24 protein-coding genes are annotated in these 17,930 nt (G+C 71.3%); all 24 read left to right on the top strand.

Annotated features, from left to right (window positions below; all coding sequences use genetic code 11):
• Window positions 1-12 precede the first annotated feature (12 nt).
• The gene (locus ABD329_RS18250; protein ID WP_344316647.1) at window positions 13-660 is read left to right on the top strand and encodes a hypothetical protein; all 648 of its coding nucleotides are present in this window, start codon (window positions 13-15) and stop codon (window positions 658-660) included.
• Window positions 657-1,460, top strand: a complete 804-nt coding sequence (locus ABD329_RS18245; RefSeq protein WP_198277740.1) for a hypothetical protein — start codon at window positions 657-659, stop codon at window positions 1,458-1,460. The genes ABD329_RS18250 and ABD329_RS18245 overlap by 4 nt, the downstream gene beginning before the upstream one ends.
• Window positions 1,457-1,702 carry a hypothetical protein gene (locus ABD329_RS18240; protein ID WP_198277741.1) on the top strand — a complete coding sequence of 82 codons (246 nt, stop codon included), beginning with the start codon at window positions 1,457-1,459 and terminating at the stop codon, window positions 1,700-1,702. Before ABD329_RS18245 ends, ABD329_RS18240 begins: the two co-directional genes overlap by 4 nt.
• On the top strand, window positions 1,699-2,244 hold the full coding sequence (locus tag ABD329_RS18235) for a hypothetical protein (RefSeq protein WP_198277742.1): 546 nt from the start codon (window positions 1,699-1,701) through the stop codon (window positions 2,242-2,244). Before ABD329_RS18240 ends, ABD329_RS18235 begins: the two co-directional genes overlap by 4 nt.
• A complete protein-coding gene (locus ABD329_RS18230) occupies window positions 2,237-2,719 on the top strand; it encodes an ASCH domain-containing protein (RefSeq protein WP_198277743.1) in 483 nt (160 codons plus the stop codon). The genes ABD329_RS18235 and ABD329_RS18230 overlap by 8 nt, the downstream gene beginning before the upstream one ends.
• Entirely contained in the window at window positions 2,697-3,905 is a 1,209-nt protein-coding gene (locus ABD329_RS18225) for a DUF5131 family protein (RefSeq protein ID WP_198277744.1), read from the top strand. The genes ABD329_RS18230 and ABD329_RS18225 overlap by 23 nt, the downstream gene beginning before the upstream one ends.
• Window positions 3,902-4,348: a RusA family crossover junction endodeoxyribonuclease gene (locus ABD329_RS18220; RefSeq protein ID WP_198277745.1), complete on the top strand. Its 447-nt coding sequence runs from the start codon at window positions 3,902-3,904 to the stop codon at window positions 4,346-4,348. Before ABD329_RS18225 ends, ABD329_RS18220 begins: the two co-directional genes overlap by 4 nt.
• The gene (locus tag ABD329_RS18215) at window positions 4,345-4,983 is read left to right on the top strand and encodes a WhiB family transcriptional regulator (protein ID WP_198277746.1); all 639 of its coding nucleotides are present in this window, start codon (window positions 4,345-4,347) and stop codon (window positions 4,981-4,983) included. Before ABD329_RS18220 ends, ABD329_RS18215 begins: the two co-directional genes overlap by 4 nt.
• Complete coding sequence (locus ABD329_RS18210; protein WP_198277747.1) at window positions 4,980-5,915, top strand: helix-turn-helix domain-containing protein; 936 nt, start codon at window positions 4,980-4,982, stop codon at window positions 5,913-5,915. The genes ABD329_RS18215 and ABD329_RS18210 overlap by 4 nt, the downstream gene beginning before the upstream one ends.
• 203 nt (window positions 5,916-6,118) lie before the next feature.
• Complete coding sequence (locus tag ABD329_RS18205) at window positions 6,119-6,379, top strand: hypothetical protein (protein ID WP_198277748.1); 261 nt, start codon at window positions 6,119-6,121, stop codon at window positions 6,377-6,379.
• Window positions 6,380-6,470: 91 nt separating this feature from the next.
• A complete protein-coding gene (locus tag ABD329_RS18200; protein ID WP_198277749.1) occupies window positions 6,471-6,836 on the top strand; it encodes a hypothetical protein in 366 nt (121 codons plus the stop codon).
• Between the two features lie 150 nt (window positions 6,837-6,986).
• Window positions 6,987-7,388, top strand: coding sequence for a hypothetical protein (locus tag ABD329_RS18195; RefSeq protein ID WP_198277750.1), 402 nt, complete (start codon window positions 6,987-6,989; stop codon window positions 7,386-7,388).
• A gap of 90 nt (window positions 7,389-7,478) precedes the next feature.
• The gene (locus tag ABD329_RS18190; protein WP_198277751.1) at window positions 7,479-7,931 is read left to right on the top strand and encodes a hypothetical protein; all 453 of its coding nucleotides are present in this window, start codon (window positions 7,479-7,481) and stop codon (window positions 7,929-7,931) included.
• Entirely contained in the window at window positions 7,928-8,392 is a 465-nt protein-coding gene (locus ABD329_RS18185) for a hypothetical protein (RefSeq protein ID WP_198277752.1), read from the top strand. Before ABD329_RS18190 ends, ABD329_RS18185 begins: the two co-directional genes overlap by 4 nt.
• An 82-nt stretch (window positions 8,393-8,474) precedes the next feature.
• Entirely contained in the window at window positions 8,475-9,353 is an 879-nt protein-coding gene (locus ABD329_RS18180; protein ID WP_198277753.1) for a hypothetical protein, read from the top strand.
• A gap of 276 nt (window positions 9,354-9,629) precedes the next feature.
• The gene (locus ABD329_RS18175) at window positions 9,630-10,724 is read left to right on the top strand and encodes a hypothetical protein (RefSeq protein WP_198277754.1); all 1,095 of its coding nucleotides are present in this window, start codon (window positions 9,630-9,632) and stop codon (window positions 10,722-10,724) included.
• Entirely contained in the window at window positions 10,721-11,134 is a 414-nt protein-coding gene (locus ABD329_RS18170; protein WP_198277755.1) for a hypothetical protein, read from the top strand. Before ABD329_RS18175 ends, ABD329_RS18170 begins: the two co-directional genes overlap by 4 nt.
• Complete coding sequence (locus tag ABD329_RS18165) at window positions 11,131-11,916, top strand: hypothetical protein (RefSeq protein ID WP_198277756.1); 786 nt, start codon at window positions 11,131-11,133, stop codon at window positions 11,914-11,916. The genes ABD329_RS18170 and ABD329_RS18165 overlap by 4 nt, the downstream gene beginning before the upstream one ends.
• Window positions 11,913-12,476 (top strand): DUF1643 domain-containing protein, encoded by a 564-nt coding sequence (locus tag ABD329_RS18160; RefSeq protein WP_198277757.1) that lies wholly within the window; start codon window positions 11,913-11,915, stop codon window positions 12,474-12,476. The genes ABD329_RS18165 and ABD329_RS18160 overlap by 4 nt, the downstream gene beginning before the upstream one ends.
• Before the next feature lie 24 nt (window positions 12,477-12,500).
• Window positions 12,501-13,304, top strand: coding sequence for a hypothetical protein (locus ABD329_RS18155; protein ID WP_198277758.1), 804 nt, complete (start codon window positions 12,501-12,503; stop codon window positions 13,302-13,304).
• Window positions 13,301-13,957 (top strand): nuclease-related domain-containing protein, encoded by a 657-nt coding sequence (locus ABD329_RS18150; RefSeq protein WP_198277759.1) that lies wholly within the window; start codon window positions 13,301-13,303, stop codon window positions 13,955-13,957. Before ABD329_RS18155 ends, ABD329_RS18150 begins: the two co-directional genes overlap by 4 nt.
• Window positions 13,954-14,670, top strand: a complete 717-nt coding sequence (locus tag ABD329_RS18145) for a hypothetical protein (protein ID WP_198277760.1) — start codon at window positions 13,954-13,956, stop codon at window positions 14,668-14,670. The genes ABD329_RS18150 and ABD329_RS18145 overlap by 4 nt, the downstream gene beginning before the upstream one ends.
• A 111-nt stretch (window positions 14,671-14,781) precedes the next feature.
• Entirely contained in the window at window positions 14,782-16,512 is a 1,731-nt protein-coding gene (locus ABD329_RS18140; protein ID WP_198277761.1) for a hypothetical protein, read from the top strand.
• A gap of 208 nt (window positions 16,513-16,720) precedes the next feature.
• Window positions 16,721-17,743: a DNA polymerase Y family protein gene (locus ABD329_RS18135; RefSeq protein ID WP_309142747.1), complete on the top strand. Its 1,023-nt coding sequence runs from the start codon at window positions 16,721-16,723 to the stop codon at window positions 17,741-17,743.
• Window positions 17,744-17,930: the final 187 nt, after the last annotated feature.

Here is a 17,930-nt window from a genome sequence, read left to right as displayed (position 1 = left end):
AGGAGCCCATCCATGCGGAAGTTGCTGCGCCACATCCTGGCCTACTTCGCCAAGACAGCGCCTCCCGAGGTCCGCGTCGACCTGTCCGCGGCCGCCGACTACGACGTCGATGCAGTCGCGGACGGGGACCGCTACCTCGGCACCGTGCGAATCGGCGACGTCATCCTGACCGGGAGCCCCGAGCAGTTGACCCGTCTTACCCGGGAGCTCGGCATCGCCGCCCAGCTGGCCAGCGCGGCCGCCAAGCTGGACACCAGCCGCCTGGGCCCCCTCAGTGTCGCGGACTTCGCCACCCGCCTGCGCGTCGATCAGCCCGGCCCGCCCCACCCCGACAACGCCGTCACGCTTGACCCGGCTGAGCAGAGCCCCGCTCAGGCCGCCGCGTATGAGGGCTGGACCAACACCGCGCTGGTCTGGGGCTCGGCTGGCGACGACATGCTCCCCGTCGAGCCCGACGACTGGACCGGCCACGACGACGGCACCGCCATCGCGCTGGTCGACGACTTCAGCGACCTGTACTTCGGCGACGGCCGCCTGCATGCCCGCAGTCGCTGCCGCCACCACCACGTCCACACCAAGCCCCTCAAGCACCCCGACGACCTGGCGGCCGTCCGCCGCGAGGCCGAGGCGTGTCAGGGAGACGAGGACTCCACCGAATGACCACGAATCCCACGAACTACCCCGCCGAGCACGCCGACTACCTCACCGAAGTCGATGCCCGGCAAGCCGCCGCCACCGACGGTGACTGGGGAGTCTACGACCAGGGCACCCTGGTCGAGGTCGTCGCCGGCCTGGAGGAGACCGGCCACGGCTACCGGTGCCGTCGTCAGATCGCCCGCCTCGACGAGGAGCCGATCGACAACATCCCCGAACACGCCGACTGGGACGAGGAGCAGGACTACGCCCAGCTCCTCGCCGACGCCACCTTCATGGCCAAGGCCCCGAGCGATATCCGGCGCCTCCTCCAAATCGTCCAGGAGCAGTACCAGCGTGCCGCGGCCGCTGAAGCCCAGCTGCGCACCATCGCCGAGGTCCTCGCCCCGGCCAGTCAACCGCGGCGCGTACCGACCGACCCGGACACCCCGCTGGCTCAGTCCATCGCCTGGCTCGCTGACCGCGCCGAGACCCTCAACGCCCGCATGCAGCTGGTTCGGGACTTCCGTGTCCCCCTGAAGAACCGCCTGGGCGGCTACGCCGAACTCACTGTCGAGCGAGGGCCCGGCCCGTACGACAGCAAGTGGGCTGTCACCGATGGAGCCTTCTTCGGTAAGCGCGTCTGGTCCGACGGCGCCTGGCGCCCCATCGTCGACTTCCGCACCAGCAGCGTCTACCGGTTCGGCCTGGAGGACGCCCTGGCGCTCGCCGAGGAGGTCGCCGGTATCGAGGGCGCCGCCCACGACGCGGCGATCCGCGACCTGGAGAACCAGGACACGCCCGGCCCGCAGGAGGACACCCGGTGAGCGCCGCCACCACCGACCACTGGGTCCGCTTCGCGCCGACCGGCTGCGCCGTCAGCTCCACGTACGTCGACTCCGTCGGTGCCCTGGCCGAGGACGCGCACAAGCAGTTCGTGCCCAAGGTCGCCGACCGGCGCCGGGAAGCGGCCGAGGGATGGGCCATGGAGCGCCTGACGAAGCAGGAGTGGCGCGAGCGTGCCCTGCCCTGCTTCCAGGGCACGTGCACCCACGGGAAGCGCTCGTGACGGCCGCGACCGTCGCCGTCACCCTGCCGTGCACGGACCGCCTCGACGTGTGGGACGCCCTGTTCGAGGACGAGGACTCCGAAGCCCAGGCCGCCGCCCGCCGTACGGCGGTCACGCTGTGCGCTGGCTGCCCCAGACCCTGCCCCGAGCAGATCACCGAGGCCAGCGCCCCGCGGACGGTGACCGAACTGGCCGAGGACTGGCTGCCCCCGTCCCGCGAAGGCCGCAGCCTGTACACGGGCAAGGAGAAGTGGCACGGCACGGCCGCCGGGGTCCCGACGCACGGTTGCTACTGCCACCGCTGCGCCGCGGCCTACGACGCGCACCGCGACCGCCACGCGCAGCGGGCCAAGGGCCACAGCCTGAGCATCGGACGCTCCTGCGTGCCGGTCGCCGACCGGGTGCGGGTCTGGGCGACCGAGGCGGTCGCCCAGACCCGCCTGGGCCTCACCCCGGCGCAGATCGCCACCCGGCTATACGTCACCGAACAGACCGCCGAGCAGCTGCTCGCCTACGCCGCCCGGGAGTTCATCCATGCTTGAACCCGCCCTGCCCGTACGCGGCCTGACGGTCAAACAGCCCTGGCCCTGGGCGCTGCTGCAGCCAGGCGGCAAGGACATCGAGAACCGGACCTGGCCCATCCCGCCCGCCCTGCTCGGCGCCACGGTGCTGCTGCACGCCGGCCAGAAGGTCGACCGCGACGCCCTGAGCGATCCGCGGATCACCGCGCTTCCCGACGTACCCGACCTCGACGACTTCGTCACCGGCGCGATCGTCGCGTACGGACGGCTGGCCGAATGCCACCAGGAGACGGGCGGCTGCTGCGCCCCATGGGGTGATCCCACGGTCCTCGACCCGGTCTTCCACTGGCAGATCGCCGACCTGCGCGCCATCGACCCGATCCCCTACACCGGCTCGCTCAGCCTGTGGCACCCGCGGACCGACCTCGACCTTTCGTTCCTGATGAACACACCCCCGAAGGAGGAGGACAGCCGTGTCGACGAACACCGCCATTGAGTGGGCGGACAAGACGTGGTCGCCCATCATCGGCTGCACTCGCGTCACGCGCGGCTGTGACAGCTGCTACGCGATCCGTACCGCGAACATCCGGACCTACAACCCCAACCCGAAGATCGCGGCGGCGTACGCCGGAACCGTCCACAGGGCGGACGGGCGCCTGGACTGGACCGGCCAGGTCAACCTGGTGGAGGCGCGCCTGCCCGACCCGCTGACGTGGCGCAAGCCGCTGCGGGTGTTCGTCAACTCGCAGAGCGACCTGTTCCACGAGCAGGTTCCCGAGGAGTTCATCGCCCGCATCTTCGCCATCATGGCCGTGACGCCCCGGCACACCTACCAGGTCCTCACCAAGCGGCACGGCCGGATGCGGTCCCTGCTCGGCAAGCCCGGGTTCTGGCAGGCAGTCGGACGGCACGCACGTCAGGACGCCTACCGGCACCGCGGCGCCGAGGAGTGGATCGAGGAAGGCGTCAGCGTCTGCGACCCTGCCACCTTCAAGCAGCTCCGGCAGCTGCCCAACCTGTGGCTCGGCGTGTCCGTCGAGGATCAGAAGACGGCCGACATGCGGATCCTTGCCCTGCTCGAGACCCCGGCCGCCGTACGGTGGATCAGCGCCGAACCGCTCCTGGGCCCGATCGACCTGTGGGGCAAGGTCGACCTGCACGGGGGCCGCAGCAAGCTGACCTACTGGCTCGACGGACGCCCCGGCCTGGGCGAGGGGTACACCACCGGCACCGGTCTGGTGATGCATCCGCTCGTCACCGGGCCCCGGCTCGACTGGGTGGTCGCCGGCGGCGAGTCCGGCCCGGGTGCCCGCCCGGCACACCCCGACTGGTTCCGCCTCCTGCGCGACCAGTGCGCCCACTCCAACGTGCGCTACTGGTTCAAACAGTGGGGACAGTGGGGCCTCGAGGCGCCGCTGGACGGCGAGGGCCGCATCGTGCGCGGCGCCCGCGGCCAGGGCGTGACCCTCGCCAACGACGGCACGGTGTACGCCCCCGGCGACCTGGCTTACCCGGACGGCCCCTGCTACGGCGAAGCCATCCGCGCCGGGCACCACCGGGCCAACCTCACGCAGGTCTACAGCGTCGGCAAGAAGGCGGCGGGCCACGAACTCGACGGCCGCTTTCACCAGGAGTTCCCCGAGACGCGTCCGGCGGCTGCCCGAGCGGAGGCCGGACGATGACCGTAGCGGAACTGACCCCGAGCCCTGCGCGCAGCTGGCACATCGAACTGCCCACCGGGCTCACCCTGATGACCAGCAACGAGCGACTGCACCACCTGCAGCGCTCGGACCGAACCCGCGCCCTGCGGCAGGCCGCCCGCATCGCGGCCCAGGTCGCCCGCGTGCCCCACCTCGAGCGCGCATACGTCACCTGCTACCTGCGCGCGAAGGACCGGCGCCGCCGCGACCCGGGCAACTGGTACCCCTCGGCGAAGGCCGCGCTCGACGGAGTCGTCGACGCCGGCGTGCTCACCGACGACGACGCCACCCGCGTCATCGGCCCGGACATGCGCCTCGGCGACGTCCTCAAGACCGGCCCCCAAATCGTCCTCGTGGTCACGGACCTTACCCAGATGGCCCCCGACCACCTCACCCTTCTCGACCCCCTGGGAGCAGCAGCATGACCCCCGCCGCCGTCCTCGCCGGCCGCCCCGCCTCGGCCGAGGGCAGCCACTGGGCGCAACAGAGCGCCTGTCACACCACCAACGCCGACGACTTCTTCGGACCCGGCCCGGCGGCGCGGGCCCGCGCCCGCGAGATCTGCCTGTCCTGCCCGGTCCGCGTCGCGTGCCTCACCGACCGTGCCGCGGACGGCATCGCCGACACCGAGGGCATGGTCGGTGGCCTGGACGAGGCCCAGCGGCGCGTGCTGAAGGTCGCCGAACTCATCGGTGAGCGTCCGGACTTGGAACGCGCCGAGCAGCTCCTCTCCCCGAGCTGGCGCTACCGGCTGCACAAGCTGCGCAACGGCGGTTACGCGCCGCGGCGTATGGCGGAGATCCTCACCGGCGAGGGCCTGACGGTGGACGCGATCACGGTGCGGGTCGCGCTGTGGTGGATCGGGGCCAGCGGCAAGGCGCTGGCCCGGCGCGCCTCCCGCGACCGTCGCCCGCTGTGGCAGCGCCTGCACGACGACCACGCCGACGAGATCCGGCGCCTGCGCGGAAGCGGTGCCCGCCACATCGACGTCGCGGAGTACCTCGGCGTCCACGTCGGTACTTCCACGCGCGCGGTGCAGTCGCTGGAGGTGGCTGCGTGAGCACGGCGACCCCCACTCGTGGGCCGGCCGAGCGGGCGGCACACGCCCGCTGGGCCGCCCGGCGGCGGCGACTGATCGCCTATGGGCAGTGGGACCCGTTCATGCCCGCTGAGCCGGTCCGCGCGCACCTGCGGGCGCTGGCCGAACTGGGCATGCCGATCAAGGGGGTTGAACAGGCCCTGGGACTTCAGCCCCAGGCGCTGCGCCACGTGACGACCGGTACCTACGGCTACGGGCCGGGGGAGAAGGTCACCCGGGAGATCGGTGAGGCGGTCCTGGGGTTCTGGCCGAAGCTGGAGGACTTCCCCGACAGCGCCACCGTAGACCCGACCGGGACACGGCGTCGTGTCGAGGCGCTCGCGGTCGGCGGGTGGTCGCGGGCGATGTTGGCCGAGCGTGCCGGACGGCCGTACTGCTCCTTCCGGAACTCGCTGAACTTCGCGCGGACCTCGGTGCCGCTGGCGAAGACGGTGGTGCAGCTGTACGACGAGTTGTGGAACGAGCGTCCCGAGGACCACGGCATCCGGGCCTGGGTTGCCGAGCGGGTACGCCGAACGGCACAGGCCGCTGGCTTTCACGGGCCGCTCGCGTGGGACGACGACCTCATCGACAACCCTTCCGCGCTGCCGCAGACCGATGCGCGGGTGTCGCTGCTCGGGCAGGGGGAGAACCTCGCCGACCGGTTCCTGCTGGGGGAGTCGGTCATCCTGGACGCCGCGTCCCGCCGCGAGGTCCTCGTCCACCTCATGGAATGGACGGACCTGACGGTCGCGCAGGTTGCGGAGCGCCTCGAGACGACGGAGGCCGCGGTCTCCCGAGCCTGGGAGCGGGCCAAGGCCAAGGAGCGAGAGGCGGGCCGCACCCCGCCGTGGCGGCGGGTGTACATCTCGCCGAGCGAGCTCCTGCGGGATCAGGCGGCGAACGCCGCATGAGGCGGCGGCCTTCTGTCGGGGCGGGACGTCGGGGCCCGCCCCGGTGGCCGGCCTCCTGCCCGCAGGCTTCTGACCAGGGCGGTCTCCTCGCGGAGGCCGCCTTTGTGCATGCCCCGAAACCATTGAAGCTATTGCTTACGTATTGGGTTTCGCGTAGTGTCTGAGGTGCCGACAAAGACACGCGAAACACCCAAGGAGCTGGCATGCAGCACGAGATGCGCCTGATCGACACCAACGGCCACACGGTCCCCGGCGCGGTCCGCTACGGCGTACCGACCGACCAGGTCGCCACCGTAGAGACCGAGCTGAAGGCCCTGGCCGGGCCCGACGCCCACCAGAGCCGGGAACTGCACCTCGCGCACGCGGCCAGCCTCACTGGGGTCAGCGCCTCCAACCAGCGCGCGGCGGCCAGCCAGATCCGCGCCAACCACTACGAGGTGCGGATCACCCCGCCGGTCGCCTGACCGGCCCGGGCCGGGGCCCACGGGCCCCGGCCCCCGTACTGCCAGCCACGTCGGCACCCGCTTCACCCAACCCCGAGAACGGAGACCCACCATGACGGCACTGCGCACCGCCCGCGACGTGTACGCCAAGGGCACCCCGGGCGAGGTCTGCATCGCCCACAACCGCCTGGTCAAGTCCATCGAGATGGCTATGGCCCTCTACGTCGAGTTCGGCTCCGAAGCGACCCCTGCGATGGTCGACCGGCTCACCGAGGACGACTTCAAGCGTGCCGCCCGCACCGCCGGAGTGAACCCGCCCAACAGCGAGGCCACCCGCGAGCAGGTGCGCCTGCTGCTGAAGGTCTTCGTCGCTCTCGGCACGGCAGGCGACTCGGCGGCCGAGACCTACAAGGTTCTCTTCGCCGCCCCCGCGCGCAACAAGAGCGGCCTGGTCGCCTTCTACCTGCCCAGCGCGTAGAGGAGCGCCTCTTCCCCTGATGGCCGGGCCGCACCTGGTCCGGCCATCAGGCCGACCCTCGACGAACGCTGCGACGACGCCGCTCGCCGTCGGCTCTTCCCTCTCCCAGCTCTGCTGCCATCACCACGGTCCGCTTGAAAGGTCCCGCCAATGCCGCTGCCGACTACCGCCGAGATGCTCGCCGTCCTGGCGAACACCGCGTTGGAGAAGTCCGACATCGATTCGGCCTCGGTCGAAGTCTTCGCTGCTGATGGACACCCCCGCATCACCTTCGCCTCGAGCGGCGACCCGGGCACCGACCGAGGCGCGGTCGGGCAGATCAATGGCGAGATCTGCATGTCCCAGACGTTGGGCGAACTCAGCCTGACCGGGCCGGTGATCGTCCGCCCCAAGGACGACGATGCCACCCTGGCCTGCGCCGCCAACGCCCTGCGCTACCTCGCCACCCTCCTGGAGCGGGCCGCCACCGGCACGGACCAGGACCAGCCCGTCCAGATGGACCGGAGCACGGCGGTGCGGTTCGCCGAGAACGTCCTCAGCGGCCTCGGCTGAATCGCCCCCGGCTGCCCGCTCCGGCTCGACTCGCCACGAGCCGGAGCGGGCCTTCGTCCTCGTCTCCCCGCGTCCGAAAGGGATCGTGCCGTGAACGACACCGCCACCGTGATCGAACTACGCTGGAACAAGGACGTCTACCCGCCTGCAACGCCGGACGACACCAGCTGGATCCCGTGCACCACCAGCGACGGCCAACCCGGGGCTCTGGCCATTGATGAACAAGAGCGCGAGGCCCTCGGCAGGCGGCTCCTCTACCTCGACGACACCGACGACGTAGTGGACGACGCGTTCTTCGAGGCCGAGCGCCTCTACGTGCGCAACGGCGTCACCTTCCGATGCGAGGGCGTGGCCCTCTACCCCGGCAGCACCGAGCCGCGCGCTTTCGGCTTTCAGCACCATGGTCACCCGGCCGCCGGGTGGGCGCCGGCCATGATGAGCGAGCGCGCCTGGCGCAAGGGCTGGAAGGACATCACCTGCCCTGAGCACGGATATGAGTGCACCCCGCACGCTCCGGTCGCCGAGTGCGCGGAGCTCCGTTGACGGCGGTCGGGACCCTCGAGCGGGCCAGCCCAGCCCCGCTGCCGCTCGCAACACCGGAGGCGTACGGCCACGACCAGGCCCTGGACGCGATGCTGTACGCCGTCCGCCGCATGGGCATCCAGGCGACCGACCGGCAGGTTGCCACGCTGTTGTCCGTCGCCGAGCGCCACCTGCTGCCACCGGAGACGGACGAGGAGCCCTTTCCACACGGCACGATGCGCGGATACCGCCGGCACCGCCGGCGCCGTGAGCCCGCCTGCGGCCCCTGCCGCGAGGCGTGCCGCCTCGAGTCCGCCGCGCGCCGCAAGCGCAGCCGCGTGCAAAAGCCATGCGGCACCGAAGCCGCCTACCACCGCCACCTGCGCCGCTGGGAGGAGCCCTGCCAGCCCTGCCGGGAAGCGCACCGCGCGTACGTGCGTGCGTACCGGAAGCGTCGCGCACACGCGTTGGCAGCTGCCTGACCACCATCCGATACCGACCACGAGGAGAGGACACGATGACACCACCGCAACCGTCCGCTTTACCGGCCGGAGGGGGTGGCCGATGAACACAGCGAGCGCGCAGACCGCGCTGTCCGTCCCCGCGAAACGCGGCCGCGCCAGCCGAGGCATCCCGTCCGCCACGACCGAGGCGTTGACCCAGATGCTGCGCGACCACTTCATCAAGCCGGGCGAGGCGCTGCCCGGCGCCGTCTTCCTGACCGAAGTCACTGCCCCAGGGCAGACCGGACGCCGCGCGGACGCCGTCCACATCGGCACCTGGGCCTCGAGGGGTGGCGGCGAGATCGACGTATGCGAGGTCAAGACCCAGCGCACCGACTGGCTTCGCGAACTGCGTGACCCGGGCAAGGCCGAAGCGTGGTGGCCCTACAGCTCGCGGTTCTGGCTGGTGGTGCCCAACACCGACGTCGCCCATCCCGACGAGATCCCCATGGGCTGGGGACTGATGGTGCCCAAGGCCCGCGGCCGGCGCTTCCAGGTCCTGGTCGAACCCACCCGGCGTACACCTGACCTGACCACCGGGCTCCTGGTCACATTGATCACCAACACCGAGACCGTGCGGGTGAACGCGCTGCGGCGCCAGCGCGACGAACTCGCCGCTCAGCACCGCCAGGAGATGGAGCGGCTGCGCGAACAGGGCGGTGCCGGTCAAGACTGGCGGGTAGAGGAGAAGCTCACGCTGCTCAAACGGCTGGAGAAGGCCCTGGGCGGGCGGCTCGGCGCGAACGGGTGGGGACGCCTCGTCGGCACCGATGAGGCGGCGGAGGCCCTGGCTGCCTTCGTACAGCCGCACATCGAGCAGCAGCGGGCCCGCGCCCGGGTGTCTCGTATGGCGGAGACGCTGGGTCGTCACACCAACGAACTCACCGCACTGGTAGGGGAGTTGAAGAAGGCGACCGACTTGGAGACGTCGGCCGGGTAGGCGGCGGACATCTGCGCTGGAGCGGGCCGGACCTCGACAGAGGGGTCCGGCCCGTGGCGTACCACCTCGACGCGTAAACCCGTTGCTTACGTATTGGGTTTTAGCTAGTGTCTGTTCTGCGCGCCCCACCCCCGGGGCACGTACCGGCCGCGCCCTGCTACTCCCCCCGGCGGGGCGCGGCCGCCTCGACATCACCGTGCAGTTCCTGGCGTTCATCGGCGGCGGCCCGCCGCTACTCGCCTCAGCTCCCGCAACGACTCGAAAGGCCACGGATCCGTGACCGACCTGCCCCGCTACGCCCTGCGCCATCCCGACGGCCGGTGGCTGTACTACCTGCCCGACCCCGACAGGCCGCCGGGGGAGCGCACCGGACTCTTCGCCGACGGCGAGCCGATGAACCGGCTCGTCCCGCTCGCCGACCCCAAGGGCAACTGGTACGTCTCCGACCGGCATGCCGAACGGATTACCGCGATCTACCAGCCCCGCCCCAAGACCGTCGGCTACAAGCTCACCGACCCCAAGGCGCTGTCCGAGCGGTACCCGGCCGAGCTCAGCGTCGACGACTGGAACGAGCGATCGAACGCCCACGACGAGTACTGGGACCTGTACGACCGAATCACCGAGGACCTGGTACCGGTAGAGCACGTCTACGAGGGCCCGTTCATGCCGCTCGAGGGACGCCAGCCCCCGGCGCCGAACGAGCCGCAGTGGCGCGCCGAGCTCCCGCACGAACTGACCCAGCGCGCGGAGTACCGCCATCTCTTCCCCGGCCACATCCCGGGCCTGAAGGACATCGTCGCCGAGCACATCAAGACGATGCCCAAGGTGCAGTACTGCTTTGTCGACTACCAGGGCAAGCCCGGCATCCACGTCACCGTCAAGGTCCCCTTCGACCCGCCGCGGACCACCATCCGGTACAACACCGACCGGCGCGGCAGGAAACTGAAGAGCGGACGCACCGTCCCGGTACTGGTCGACCGCAGCCTGGACCTGCCGGTCCCCGCCGCGGTGTACGGACCCAACTACGAGACGGCGCTGGTCGAGTGGGACCGGGCGATCGAGTACTGGGCCGCCCAGGTCGCCGAGGCCAGTGTGGCCGCCTGCTCCGCCTGTGACGGCCGGGGCTACATCACGCCGGAGGCTGCAACGCCCACGATCTCGGAGGCCCGCGCTCGCCTGTCCGCGTACATGACGCACGAGGCGCCGGAGGACGAGGCCGAGTTCAACGAGCGCGTCGACGCGGTCGTGGCCGCCGAGACCGCCGAGCTTCGTGAGCAGGTCGCCCGCGTCCGCAGCTTCGCCGTGAGCCACGAGTACCGCTGGCTGCACGAGCTGCTCGACGGGTTCGGCACCCACGGCGGCCATCTGTGATCGAGAACCTCACCCTCCAGGAGGTCCGAAAGGAGCTGGAGCAGCTGGTGGCGCTCGCCCAGAGCGGCGAGCGCCCTCGCCCCACCCTGATCAACCCGCCCGGGCACCCGATGCCGGGCTGGGAGTGGGTCATCGAGCAGCGCACCGTGACCCAGCGGCACACCACGCCCACCTGGTGGGTGCGCACCGTCGACGAACCCGAGACCAGCGGCGCCGTCTACGTCTCCTCGCCCGACTGCATGGAGCCGGGCGAGGAGTTCGGCGCCATGTTCCCCACCGACGCCCGCCGGCTCGGCCTGGCGCTCATCGCCGCCGCCGACCGCGCCGAGCACGTCGAGGCTGGCGTCCCGCGCATTGAAGACCACCGGCCGGACCGGTCGGCCAAACCGACCAAGGAGTCATCCTCATGACCGCTGAACAGCGCCGCGTCTACCTTGACACGGAGTTCGACCCCCGCAATCCCACCCTGACGGGCCTGCTGTCCATCGGACTGACGGACGACGCGAGCCCTGCCGTCGACTACTACGCCGTCAACCTCGACGCCGACCTCGACGCCCTGGCCGACCACTCGTTCATCCCCGACCACGTCCTGCCGTACCTTCCGGTGACCATCGCCCGCCGGCCGGACGGCTCGATCGACCAGATCACCTGGGACACCGACCACCCGGACTGCCGGCGCTACGGCCGGTCGGCGACGCAGATCGCCGAGGAGGTGGCCGCATACTTTACCGGCACCGTGGAGCCGGAGCTGCTGGCCAACTGGGGCAAGGACGACATCGGCTACCTGCACCGCCTGTTCGGGAACGACTGGCTGCAGATGCCGCCGGGGGTGCCCCGCATCTTCACCGACCTGGAGGTCGAGCGGCGCAAGCTCGGCGCGCCCGAGCCGCCCGTCCAGCTCGCCGACGAACACCACGCGCTGGCCGACGCGCGGTTCAATCGCGACTTCCACTCCCACCTGGAGCGCTTCGTGGAGTCGCAGCGCGTCAGCGGGGACGACCTGGCCGAGCGGATCCACGCCGCGCACACCGCCCGCGCCGGTACCCGCCGCGCGCAGCCGGCGCGGCCCGCCGGTTCGCCCCGGCTCGCGTGGAGCGATCTGCCGGAGCCGCAGCGCGAGCACCACCAGGGCGTCGCGAGGAAGCTGTTGGACGAGTTCGAGATCCGGCGCCGCCCGCAGGACAGCCGGTGACCAGCGCGGTGGCCGCCCGGCCGCTGGCCGACTTGGTCGTCGAGGAGGACCACGGGTTCGCCGACCAGCCCCTGGGCACGGCAGTCTTCAACGCCGCCCGCACCCACCGCTACCTGCTGACCCGGCTGTGGGACCCGGCCCGGCCGCTCGCCGTGTTCATCATGCTCAACCCCTCCACGGCGGGTGCCCGGGACAACGACCCAACCATCACCCGTTGCATAGGCTTCGCCCGCCGCGAGAAGGCCGGCGGGCTGGCTGTGGTCAATCTCTTCGCCCGCTGCGCGACCGACCCGGCCGATCTGAAGACGGACCCCGACCCAGTCGGCCTTCCGTACGCCGACTCCTTCATCGACCACACCGTCGCCTGCTCGCCCCTCGTGATCGCCGCGTGGGGCGGGCACGGCGTCCTGCGCGACCGCGCGGCCCAGGTCGCCGACCGGCTCTTGCGGCGCGGTATTGGCCTGCGCTGCCTCGGCACCACCAACGCCGGACAGCCCCTCCACCCTCTCTACCTGCACGGTGACACCCCGCTGGTGCCGTATGCACCGCCCGGAACCTGACCACTGACGAAAGGAACGGCCGCCGTGACCGAGACGACCGAACTTGCGCCTGACCAGCTCGAGGAGAAGGGCGCCTCCATCGAGGAGGTGCTCGAGGAGCTGGCCCGCCTGTACCTGCGCACCGTGGCCCTGCCGCTGCCCCGCAACCCGGCCACCCTCGCCTGGCAGACCACCGCCGGAGGACTCGCCGCTCTCGCCGCCCGCGCGCTGTATTACGTAGCCCTCGACGACTCAGAGCGGGCAGCGGCCCTCGCCAGTTTCTACCGCGGGCCGTTAGGAGACGGGCCTCACCCGCTGGGCGTCGGCCTGTGGATCGAGCGGAACATTACCAAGCCCGCCGGGGCCGATATCGACGAGTGGGCCGCCGAGGCGAAGGAGGGGGCCCAGGCTGCGCTCGCGGCGGCCAGCAAGCCGACCGGGCTCCGGGACCTGGGCGCCGTGCTCGGTGACGACGTGCTGGCTCTGCTCATCAGCGGACTCGGTGCCAGCTGGAAGGAGTGGGAGGAGCGCGGCAGTACCCGGCGTCTGTGCTTCCTGCCCGGCTGTACCCACGAGGTCGACCTGGTGGCTGCGTGGTCGGGGACGGATGGCTCGCACGGCGAGGGCTGGATGTCCTCCTCGGCTGTGGGCTACGCCTGCCCCGAGCACGCCGCGCGCCTTTGGGCCAACGACTGCCAGCACATCCCGGCCTGGCAGGCTACCGGCGGTGGCTCCTCGGCCGAACTGCGGTGCACGTGCGGCTGGGCGTCCGGCGCGGTCGCGTTCCGCGGGCACGGAACCACCCTGTACCAGGTGCACGCCCTCGAGGTCCTGGGGGCACGGGCATGAGCACCAAGAACTCCGCGCAGGCCCGGGCTGACACCTTGCGAGCCGCCCAGCAGCCCACCGGTCGGTGGGCACGGCTGAAGGCCCGGTTCGGCTTCGCCGCTTCGCTCAGCGCCGAGGCGGCGTCGGAGATCGCCGCCTGGGATGCCGGCGCCGAGGGGGAGCGGCGCACGGCTGAGCTGCTGCGGGCCCTGGGGCCTGAGGGCTGGTACGGGCTGTACGACCGCCAGGTGCCCGAGGCGGACGTGGCCAACTGCGACTTCTTCCTTGTCGCGCCGAGCGGACGCGTGTTCACCACCGACGCGAAGCTATGGAGCCGGGACTTCGTGGTGCACGCCGTCAACGGCCGCCTCTTCCACGGCGAGCTGCACTACGGCCGGGTCATCAGGTCAGTGAAGTACGAGACGCGGCAGATCGAGCGGGCTCTGCGGAAGGAACTGGGCGCTCGGGTCCCGGTAACCGCCCTGATCGCCATGCACAACGCGCCCGTCTCCGGCGGCGGGTTCACCCTGGACGGCATCCGGGTCGTCCCGGCCGACCGGCTGCTGTCGGTGCTCCGCTCTCTGGCGGGCCCACCGGATCCCGCCCGGGCTGCGACCGTCGCTGCGGCGGCGGACCGGGTACTGCCCCGCTACACCGAGGAAGGCACCCGGTGAACGCGGTACGCGTACGCGCCGAGCGCGCGGCGAACACGCTTGGATACGGCCTGGCCACCGGCTTGGCCGGAGCGGCTGTCGGCGCCTTCACCGGCGGCGTGGGCTGGGCGCTCGCTATCGGCGGCACCACCGCCGTCGCAGGCGCCCAAGTCGGCCGTGCTCGGCCGGACAGAGCCACGCGACGCAACGCCCGGCTCACACGGGCCACCACCGAGTGCCTGGACCCGCTGCGGAACGACGGCTGGCGGCTCCTGCACGCCCGCGCGATCGGCCAGGATCCCGACCGCGTCTACCACCTGTGCGTTCCCCCGTCCGCCAACACCGTCATGGTCCTGATGGACTGGGCATGGCCCACTGCCGCTGAGATCTACCTCGACGAGGACGGCGCGCTGCACAGCGGCGCCCTGGACGGCGACATTGCGGTCGAGTGGGTGCTCGAGGCCAGCCAGACGGTACGCGACGCCCTGGAGCGCAATCGCAAGACGCTGGGAAGCATCGGCGTGGGCCAAGTACTCCCTGTCCACCAGGCCACTGTCGCCAACGAAGGCCACCTGCAGTTCCACCGCGACTATGTCGGCGAGAAACGGGAGATCAACATCGTGCACGCCAACGTGCTGCTGGAGAAGATGCGCACCGTTTCCGGCGACGGGAGCCGCAGAACCCGCCGGGCCGCTCGGCACTTCGCCGACTTCTTGAACAACACCTTCCCCTGATCGTCGCCGTCACTACCTGTGTGGGCCGCCCCTCTGCCGGGGGCGGCCCACAGCCGTACCGGACACCTCGCGGCCGCGTGCCCGCGTGATCCTGACCTCGGAAGGAGCCAGATGACCAGCCCAATCACCACCCTCGCCTACCGGTCCGTCCTACCCGTCCCGCATTGCACCGCACGCCACGTCGGCGGCGACCTCCTGGACGTCGTCCGCGGCGCCTTCGGTAAGTGGCTGGCGGAGAAGTACCGCCGCCGTGTCCCGCTCGGCTCCGGGCAGCATCGCATCGACGGTGTCTCTCTACTGACCTCACATGCCGCCTACGCAGCGGACGGCTCGGAGTGCGCCATGCGGCTGGAGCTCCGGCAGGACACCGACGAGGCGACCTGGCGGACCACCGTCACGGCGGTGTGCCCGCTCGAGCATCCCGGCGCGGTGAAGGTCGACCTGGAGTGTTTCCCCAACAGCCCCGGACCGCTGCGCGCCGGTAAACCCCGGCTGGTGCAGGAACTGGTGCGGGAACTCGAGCCCCACGATGGTGTGTCCCGATTGAGCGTGCAGGGGCTGCGCGTCACGGCGGACAACGTACCCAAGCTCGTCGACGTGCTGTGCGACCCGGACCGGACCCTGCCGGTCATCGTCGCCTCCCGTCCTCGACATCCCGATCCGCTGTGGTCCGAGCGGGTCGCGGCGACGATGCCGCGAGCTGCTGGGGACGCCTCCTTATACGTGTTGTGGGACACCGACGCGGCCGACGCACTGCGGGAGGCGGTCGGTGAGCATCACCGGGTCACGCCGGGAGCCGTGCGTACGTATCTGCCCGAGGTGGACCCGGCCTGGGAGCCGGACGCCGCACGTCATCGGTGGCTGGCGCTGGCCCGCTGGGCCGATCCCGGCGACCGGGCGTGGCACGGCGTCGCCCGCACTGTGCAGCGGATGGCCCTCGACCGGCCCCAGCCGGTGGCGTTGCGCACGGTGTCCTTCCCGGATCTGGCCCAGCAGGGGCGTCAGGAGCGGCAGGAGTCGATGGAGAAGGCCCGCGCCATGACCATGACGTCGGCGCCGCAGGCCAGCGAGACGGAGGATGCCCTGCGCTCCGAGATCGCCGTGTTGAACGAGCTGCTTGAGGTGGCGAGCGTGCAGTTGGACGAGGCGGGCCGGTCCGTTGGGCTGGCCGAGCGAGCCAATGCCTCCTTGGCCGAGCAGCTGCAGGCGGCGGCCGCGGTGTTGGACGCTGAGATGGAGGATCACCTGTTGACCTTGTCGGGGCTGGAGCAGGCGCGTGCCGAGGCCGACGCCCTGCGGAGCATGCTGCTGCGCCAGGGTCGCTGGGAGGAGGTGGCCGCGGCCACCGAGGTGGTGCCCGCAATCCCGGTGTCGTTCGAGGAGCTGTGGGACCGTGTCGATGCCTTCCCGCACCTGTGCGTGACGGCGGACCGGCGCATCGCGCTGGGGCTGGACGAGCACGCCGAGGCCAGGACGTGGGCGGCGAAGGCATGGAGCGGGCTGACCGCACTGAACTCGTACGCGGAGCACATCAAACAGGAGGGCTACGCTGGCGGCTTCCACCAGTTCTGCAAGAACCCGCCCGCCGGGGCCCGTGTCTACCCGGTGAGCCAGGTCGCCATGACCGAGGCAGCGGCCACCATGGCGGCGTACGGACACGAGCGCATGTTCCCGGCCGCCGATGGGCGGAAGGTGGAGATGCAGGCTCATCTGAAGCTCGCGGCCCGCGGGACCGTCTGCCCGCGGGTGCACTTCCTGGACGACCTGGCGGGCAAAGGCGCGTCCGGACTGGTGTCGGTGGGGTACGTCGGGCCGCACCTGACGAACAAGCGCACCAATTGAGCTGGCACCGTGCTACAGCGTAAAGCCGGCAGGCGATGAGGCCCGCTACCCTGCTGGGCTTCCTGCACGCCGGCCGCCGAGGCGACCGCACCGAGGGGGCGGGCAGCTCCCAGAGTCACCATAGCCCTGGCCCCGTATGAGACGGAAGGTCACACGGGGGAGTGGCCTTCCCCTGCGATTGGAACAAAGGTTCGATACATTCGAGAGGGTGACCACATCGGCGCCCGACCCGCAGGAGGCAGCTCGGCGCGCGCACGTTCTGCACCTGCGCGTCCCGCCCGGCACTGCCGAGCACGCGTACCGCGCCGTGCTCACCGTGCTCGAGCGCATCTCGCCCGTCGTCCAGGCTATTCCGCCCGGCGCCGCCCTCGTCGACGTCGCCGGAGTCCTGCGGCTGTACCGCCGCACTCCCCTCGAGCTCGCCCACATCGTCCGGGTCCGAGCGCTCGCCCACACCGGCGTCGACGTACACCTGGGTGTCGCACCGAACTGGGCGTTGGCCGCCACCGCCTCGGCCCGCCCCCTCCGCGATGGCATCCGTCTCGTCCTGGACGACCCTGTCGCCATCGCCTCCTTCCTGCACCCGCTGCCCATTGACGCCCTCCACGGCGTCGGCCCCCGCCAGGCCGAGACTCTGCGTGGCCTCGGCGTCCACACCATCGGCGCACTCGCCAGCATCCCGACCGTCACTGCCCAGCGGATCCTCGGCGGCCGGGCGGGCCGGGCTCTGCAGCAGCGCGCCCGCGGCAAGGACCCGCGGCGCGTCACCCCCACCGCGCTGCCCCGGTCGACCACCGAGGTCCGCCACTTCGACTACGACGAACTCGACGGCCCGCGGGTGCGTGCCGCGATCCTCGACGCCGTCGTTACCATCAGCGCCCGGCTGCGGGAGCGCCAGCAGGCCGCCGCCAGCCTCCAGCTGCAACTGCGGATGGCCGACGGCTCCCTGCTCGCCCGGGCCCGCAAGCTGACGGCCACCGCGCACAGCGCCGACCTACGCGACCACGCGTACCGGATCATCGACGCGATGGGGCTGCAGCGCGCCCGCATCCGCGCGGTGACCGTACGGGCCGATCAGCTCGTCGACGCCGACCGCGTCGCGGAACAGATCTCGCTGGACCGCACCGAGGAGAACGTCCGCCGCATCGAGACGGCCATCGACCGGGCCAACCGGCGCTTCGGCGCTGGCGCGGTACGCCCTGCGACTCTCGCGGGTCGGCGCACCGCCTGACGGACATCGGCCGGCACCGGCCCCCGCCGCTTGGCCGGCCCCAGGCGTGAAGGTGCCCGGCGCATCGGCTTCGGGCAGGGCGCGCCGGGCCCGGGTGTGAGTAGTTGCGGTACAGAAAGTGCCGGTGAGATTGATCTTGGTCGTCTAGCACACCGTTCGGTGGTGCTGCTGGGGTTCGTCGATACCC

Source organism: Streptomyces javensis, from assembly GCF_039525925.1.
Taxonomy (GTDB): domain Bacteria; phylum Actinomycetota; class Actinomycetes; order Streptomycetales; family Streptomycetaceae; genus Streptomyces; species Streptomyces asiaticus.
This window is presented reverse-complemented; position numbering and strand designations above follow the sequence as displayed.